This window comes from Verrucomicrobiales bacterium (genome assembly GCA_016793885.1).
Taxonomy (GTDB): domain Bacteria; phylum Verrucomicrobiota; class Verrucomicrobiia; order Limisphaerales; family UBA11320; genus UBA11320.
The window spans coordinates 1-6512 of the sequence record JAEUHE010000156.1 but is presented as its reverse complement, the minus strand read 5'-3'; the positions used below and the strand labels follow the sequence as shown (position 1 = coordinate 6512).

Annotated in this window: 5 protein-coding genes; 2 read left to right on the top strand and 3 right to left on the bottom strand. The window is 53.5% G+C overall.

The genetic code is table 11. The annotated features are described in order from the left end of the window. Positions 1-318 precede the first annotated feature (318 nt). Positions 319-1320, top strand: a complete 1002-nt coding sequence (locus tag JNN07_18385; GenBank protein MBL9169715.1) for a tyrosine-type recombinase/integrase — start codon at positions 319-321, stop codon at positions 1318-1320. A 1048-nt stretch (positions 1321-2368) separates the two neighbouring features. Here the strand turns inward: JNN07_18385 and JNN07_18380 are convergent. The 3 genes from JNN07_18380 to JNN07_18370 form a co-directional block, all read right to left on the bottom strand. After that, complete coding sequence (locus JNN07_18380) at positions 2369-3178, bottom strand: hypothetical protein (protein ID MBL9169714.1); 810 nt, start codon at positions 3176-3178, stop codon at positions 2369-2371. 299 nt (positions 3179-3477) lie between these two features. Continuing rightward, complete coding sequence (locus tag JNN07_18375) at positions 3478-3735, bottom strand: hypothetical protein (GenBank protein ID MBL9169713.1); 258 nt, start codon at positions 3733-3735, stop codon at positions 3478-3480. A gap of 296 nt (positions 3736-4031) precedes the next feature. Then, positions 4032-4598, bottom strand: coding sequence for a hypothetical protein (locus tag JNN07_18370; GenBank protein ID MBL9169712.1), 567 nt, complete (start codon positions 4596-4598; stop codon positions 4032-4034). Between the two features lie 1489 nt (positions 4599-6087). Here JNN07_18370 and JNN07_18365 point away from each other — a divergent pair. Further along, the coding region (locus tag JNN07_18365; GenBank protein MBL9169711.1) for a hypothetical protein at positions 6088-6512 on the top strand (425 nt) is incomplete at its 3' end.

Genomic DNA, 6512 nt, shown 5'->3' with positions numbered 1-6512 from the left:
ATTGTAGCGTGGGCCGTCTCGGCCCATGGGGTGTGGAATGAGGGAAGGGTGAGGGTGCAAGCCCGCTGCGCTCGGGGGGAAGGGGAATCGTCCAGCATGGACGACGCTACAATGTAGTGTGGGCCGTCTCGGCCCTTTCTTCCTCGACCGAGATGCGTGTGCATCAAGCGGTTGCTTTTTGTTCTAGCGGGCTTTGCCAGCAGAATGGCCAGCGATGGAGCTACTCCTGAGTAGCTCTGGATAAGGGTGGCGGTACTCCGCCACCGCTCGCTAACGCGGACTGGCTTCAGCGCCTTAGGCTCATAACCGATAAAGATTATGAAGCCAAAATACCGATTGTATCGACGGGGTGCCAGCGGTCGCTACTATGCTCAGGACCGTGCCACCAACAAGCAGGAGAGTCTCGGGACTTCCGACAAAGCCGAGGCAGTTCGACTACTCAACGCCAAAAACGAATCCGCCTATCATCCCGCTTTCAACATTCACCTCGCCAAGACTTACCTTTCAGCGGCGGATCCAACCGTTGCGACGCGAACTTGGAAGGATGTGATGGATGCCCTTGTGAGATCCAAAGCCGGGAAGGATGCAAGCACTGCCGCGCGATATGAACGAGGACTCAAGCAGCCTGCACTTGATACGTTCCGAGATCTACCTGTGCTCCAGACACAGCCAGAGCACATCCTCTCCGCGATTCAGAAGGGGACGGTTTCCACGAACAACTACCTCCGCCGGTTGCATAGCTTCGCTCATCAGATGGGCTGGTTGCCTTGGCCGGTGCTGCCTGTGAAGCAATGGCCTCGGATGAAGTTCAAAGAGAAGCGCGGTGTGACACTGGACGAACATCAAAGGCTCGTCGCCGCCGAAACGGATCCGGAGCGCAAAGCCTTCCTTCAACTCTTATGGCATGTTGGGGCATCTCAGATCGATTGCGCGTCGTTGGTTGCGGAAAACATCGACTGGACCAAGAAGACGATCAGCTATCGCCGCCGCAAGAACGGGATGCTAGCCATCCTCCGATTCGGGGATGAAGTGGCGTCGATTCTCCAGACATTGCCGAGGAGTGGGCCGCTCTTTCCGAATTGGTCCGAACTTCGATCTGAGGAGAGAGCGGCGAAATTCCACTCGAGGTGCAAGAGCCTGAGAATTTCAGGCATAACTCTTCACTCTTACAGATACGCATGGGCAGAGCGAGCTAAATCCGTGGGATATCCCGAGCGATTCGCCCAGGAAGCGCTGGGACATTCGAGCGCGGCGGTTCACCGTGCCTATGCCAAGCATGCAATTGTGGAATTGCCGCCACTCGAGGAATATGAACGGTGACAGTGCCGTAGGGAACTCCCGCGATGGGAAACATTGGGGTCAAAACTGACTCGATTGCGATCATTCGCAATCGTGTACAGCGTATTCAACCCTGAAAAACTCCGCTTCGTGCCTTGCTGTCGAGACCTCGAATGTCGTAACAGTGGAATCGGCAGTTGTTTGGGCTACGAAGTCCCATTCGCCGCTAGTGATGTTGCGCGATCTTACTAAAACGTAGCGTCTGTCTGGGGCGGACCTCCAACTGAGAGTAAGGGTGCCGTCCTTGTTCTGCCGATGAACGATTGAGAGGGGTGGCTCGCTCACAAGGCACAGGTTGATGGCTGCATAGTCGAAGTCGCCAAACTCCGCATCCTGCCCATCGAAACTTTGAACGAGCCCAAAAATCAGTGGGTGAGCTCGAGGTGATTGGTCGATCTGGATCGGGCTGCCACCCGAGTAGTTCGTAAAATCGCAAAGACTCACCCTGCCGGTTATGGAGTACCAAGAGCCGTCGGAGGGTATTTCGATGTTGAACTCCTTCGGAACGAATAGCGCAGGTAGGTCTGCAGGATTCGCTCTTGGGTCTGGTTGGATTACGAGAACGTTCACGGAATTGTTTCCACGCTCGGACCTAGCCAGGAATTCGACTTCTAAGGCCAACGGGACGCCATTGGTCAAGGGGACCACAATCCAATTCGTCCAGAGATGAAAGACAAAGCGAGAGGTGTCCGCGTTAATAAACTGCACGCTTGTCCGGATAAAGGGTTGCTGGTAGTAGGGATCCTCTATCGCTTCGAACCCTAGGCCGATTGTAGCTTTTTCCCCGGGCTTTCCGCTTAGGTGCCACCAACCATTCGTTAACGAAGGATCCGCATTTCGAAGTTTTGTCTCCTCGCGAGCTGAAGCTGAGCATCCGATAAGATGGCAGTAGCATACAACGCAGATCCACAATGTTCCTGCCCTACGCGCTAGAGTATTCATTTGGTAGTGTAAAATGAGAGGCTAATAAAGGAATCCTATTCTGCAACTGCCATGGGCAATCGGTAGGTAGATCCGATCTCAGTTGGTTTTATTTGTCGGCTTGTGTGACCTCCGTCCATACCTCGTTGGCTGCTGCCTGCATCTCTGGCAGCGCCTTTTTCATCTCCTGGCCCAGAGCTCTGCTTTCGACACAGAAGGCGGAAATCTGGCTTTGAAGCTTTAGTTCCTGGTCGCCAAACTGCTCCACTGATTTGCCGTTGATGGCACCCTCGGCTTCGATACTCGCAGCGAGCGCCCGCGTTGCCTCAATGTAGCGACAATAGGAGTCAAAGAGCGATACCCTCCCTCGACTTAGGTTCGTCAGTTGGTTAAAAAGCCCATAGAGGTTGAGTCTCGGCGAGAGTCTCAATTCCAGTAAAGCAGCGGCCCCTTCGTTGAACGCTAACTCATCGATAGGAAACCTCCGAAGGTCCATCAAGTCGCGTGCAGTGTGCAGACTGTTTGTGAGGCTCTGATATGCCTCGCGCATCGTTCCCGAAGCCTCGCGGACGGGGTCTAGGAACTGTCGGTTGGCGGTTGTCGACGGATTTGCTTGCAGTGCGGGTCGCAGATTTAATCCTGCCGAGTTGGTTTGAGGGAACACTGGGAGTTTTGCGGCCAGGTCGGTGTTGCCTCGGATTAGTGCAGCCATCTTACCAAGTTTTACAGCGAGCGCTTCCGCGTTCTGGCGAATCTCACTTAGCTGGGTGATATAGCCCTCCCAAGCGCGGATCAGGCGCAGCGCAGAGTTCATTCGCGTTACCGCCTGACTCTTCTTCCTGGCCTCCGCGTTATCCGCCGCCGTGCCTATTCCTCGCCAAAGCAGACCGCCCAAGATGACCACAGCCAAGGCGAACATCCAGCTTCTATGCTGCTGAAGTGCCTTTGGTATGAGGGAGATACATAGAACCAGTGCAAGGCCAACCAGGAGATATAAGAGCAGCAGCAGGCCGTTGTTCTCTGGTGGAGCCCAGACCAAAAGCCCACAAACGCTCAAAGCCAGGATAGAAGCAAACGACCACAGGCCTTGCCTTTGTTCGAAGAGTCCTTTTGCTGGTGAGGGTGACGGAACGGGGTCGTCAGACATGTCAGACATATACCTTCCGACGTGTCTGATTATCGTTACATTCAGAAAAAAAGTAGCGATTAAATTACGTTTTAATTTTGGCTTACTCGGCCGTTTCGATCTAGTGTAACTAGTTGTTCAAGAACAACTTCCAAAAAATCGTCCTTGGCGGATGTGAGCATTTTTCGAACCTTTGGATCTGCTTCCGTTTTCAACGCGTCATAGAGCTTCGTGAAGACTTCTACGACGGCGGCCTCGTAGCTCAAGAATTCCGATCGCGGTCCTGCGCCGACCCCAGTTAGGTCTTTCAGAGCGTTCCCTGCCATCTGGTTCTCCGAGTCATCCATCATACTCAGAGTATCTTATGGCACACTTAACGGACCGTTTCAACTTTGCATCAACGGGGGGAGGGGCGTCGGATTGGCGCTGCGCGTCTCGCTCTGCCGTGGACTTGTCATCAAGTTAATCTGTGGCAACGGGCCTGAGTGTGCTCCGCAGTTTCGGGGGTGATGGCGAGGTGAGTGGAGGGTCTCCGGCCGCAGGAGGGCCCGAGCTGATCGCTCGGAGCACGCCCAACTGATCGTTCACCTTGACATATCTTTCGATGCAATACGCGGGGAACTTGTGTTGGGAGTGTCCGATCAAGCTATTTTGAACGAACTAAATCACCAACCAAACTTGTAAGCTTGTCGATGGCGGATTTGCGTCGTTCCACATCCAGCAGCTGAAGAGCGGAAAGAAGGGAAATGATCGGCTTTCTTAGCTCACCACTGGGATCATCGGCTGTTCGCTTAAGCTCTACTAAAGTGTTCATGAACTTGAAAAGTGTCGGGCTTGGTAGATCACGTGCGTTGGCAACGCTGTTAAGGTACATACGGCTAACACACAATTCCTTCGCGGCACGGACTTGACGCCAGCAAAGTTCCTCCATCCAATCTTTGAATTGAGCTGCGATCGCTAAGCGAAGACGCTCAATTAGATCCTGGTCTAGCATGGAATTACCCTGGTAAATAGGTAACAACTCATGCTCTGCGAGGCCAACTCGGAGTGCGAGATCCTTAACCGGCCAATCCACCGCCATTACGATTGCTCGGATCCGTTTTGAGGCGTCTGTCATGGGTAAGGCATTGCGCGATCGATCACGTGGTTTATGATCGTCGCCCTGGGGCTTTGTATGGCCTTTGTCATTAATTCCGTTGATATTCCTGCTCATCTAGCTCGCTCCATCCGTCTCTTTTCGTTGTGCTGAGCTTCTGGTCGGTGATGAAAACTCAAGTCACCGGCCGGTATCCAGCTCAATCCGCATTACTATCCGCTCCACAGCAGCTAAACGGGAGACTGTGAAGTCTCCTGAACCAGTTCATGAAAACCCCCTGTGAACAGATCAGCAAAACCCTTAGGTTGGTCAGGGTGGATGTAGGTAACAAAGAGGGCTAGAGGGGTAATCTTACCGGTTAAGATAGCTGAAATCAACAGGATGTAATGGGGGGGCGCTCCTCGGAGCGGAAAAACTTGTGCGCTAAGGATGAATTGCAGAGCTTGCGTGTCCTTAATGGCTCATCTCTCGCCTCTCGGTTGGGAACACATAACCTGACTGGTGACAATCTCTGGAGACCAGATGCGGGTATCAAAAAAGGGCGCTTACGACCTCTCAGCCCCATGCTCAGGTCGTTTCAATCAGTTCCTTAACCTGCAATTTAGTCCGTTCCACGAGTGTCCCCTTACGGTGTGGTCCCAGGCCTACGCCTCAGTTCACAGCGTTACAGCATTTTGGGCGCCGCCGACAGGCGGGCATGAATCATTGCAAAAGTTGATCTGACGTTGGCAACGAAGAGAAGTTAATCACTTCCGGATTTTACGAGTGTTCTGGGCGACGGCCTGCACAAAACATACCTCGGACGAAGATGTAGTATCCCAGGCTAGGCGGGGGGATTCGTGTGTACGTAATCCGAACCACTCCCCGTTGCGCAGTATCACCGGACACCCATCACCTCCAAAAGCAGCTTGAGCTCGGTCGTTTTCAGAGTTCGACGCTAAGGTCCATGAGTCAAAATAAACTTCGCAGAGGTCGCCCTGTAGTGGTTGTCGTCTAAAGTAGACTTTAGGATAGCGAAGAGTCACACCGATGAGAAATTGTCTTTCTACGTCGCGGGGTGTTTTTATGACCGAGAGCGAAGTTCCCGAATAATAGAAGTGCGAGGAATCTGGCGAGGATTGAGTTTCACTCAGGCTTAACTCTCCGTTTGTGCGCACACCATTGATGTTGCATTCGTAGAAGACACGGGGTAATTGGCTCTCAGCGGAGCAGGGCTGTCTACTAACAGCTAACAGCGATATTACGCAAGCAGCAATCATAGGGCAACGTATCATTAGAGAATGCGCAAGTATCATGAGGTTGTTTGTAACATAAACGCGGTGCCTGAGCAAATGGGGGCGGAAGAGAAGGTCTTAATCTCGTGCCGAGGCCATGATTGAGCCCTTTGCTATCTACGCAGCAACTCCAGGTTTGCCATTAGCGGCGGATCAGATCCCTGTTATGTAGCGCTGTGAACTTAACGGTGAGCGTGGGACCAAACGGTGCTGGAGAGATAAAGGAGAGAAGCACCGTGGAGACGGAGAGAGAGTGACTTGATGCGCCGAGAGGATTTGGGACATACTGCCCGATTCAAATTCGCGAAGAACAACTCAAGGGATCTCGGCCTGTGTGTCCGCGCGGTTGTCCGGGGAGGGTTCACCGGCATGACCATTACTTTCGCTATGCCGACCCCGAAGGTGTGGAGCAAGAGCGGATCGAGCGTTACCGCTGTTACCGCTGCGGCCTGACTCTCTCAGTCCTCCCGTCCCATCGACTGCCCTACCGGCCGATTCGTGTCGAACGGCTGGAAGCTGATTTCGACTGTCGGGCGGGGATCCAAACCCAAGGTTTGGACCCACCGCCCCGAGCCGTGGAGGCAGGCTGCCTCCAGCGAGCGTGGAGTTGCTTCGTTTCGCGGATCGGTATTCTCAAGGAGGCTTTCGGACAACTGATTGAGACCCAGATTTCCAAAGGCCCCCCTCTGTGGAACCAACTTCGCCAGGCGATGAACTCGGTGGCTAAGATGCTCCATTTTCTCTCCGAGCACCATCA

Bases quoted from the DNA above. Each gene is read 5' to 3' on its own strand.
- JNN07_18375 (MBL9169713.1), bottom strand. From the start codon at position 3,735: ATGATGGATGACTCGGAGAACCAGATGGCAGGGAACGCTCTGAAAGAC.
- JNN07_18385 (MBL9169715.1), top strand. From the start codon at position 319: ATGAAGCCAAAATACCGATTGTATCGACGGGGTGCCAGCGGTCGCTAC.
- JNN07_18370 (MBL9169712.1), bottom strand. From the start codon at position 4,598: ATGAGCAGGAATATCAACGGAATTAATGACAAAGGCCATACAAAGCCC.
- JNN07_18380 (MBL9169714.1), bottom strand. From the start codon at position 3,178: ATGTTCGCCTTGGCTGTGGTCATCTTGGGCGGTCTGCTTTGGCGAGGA.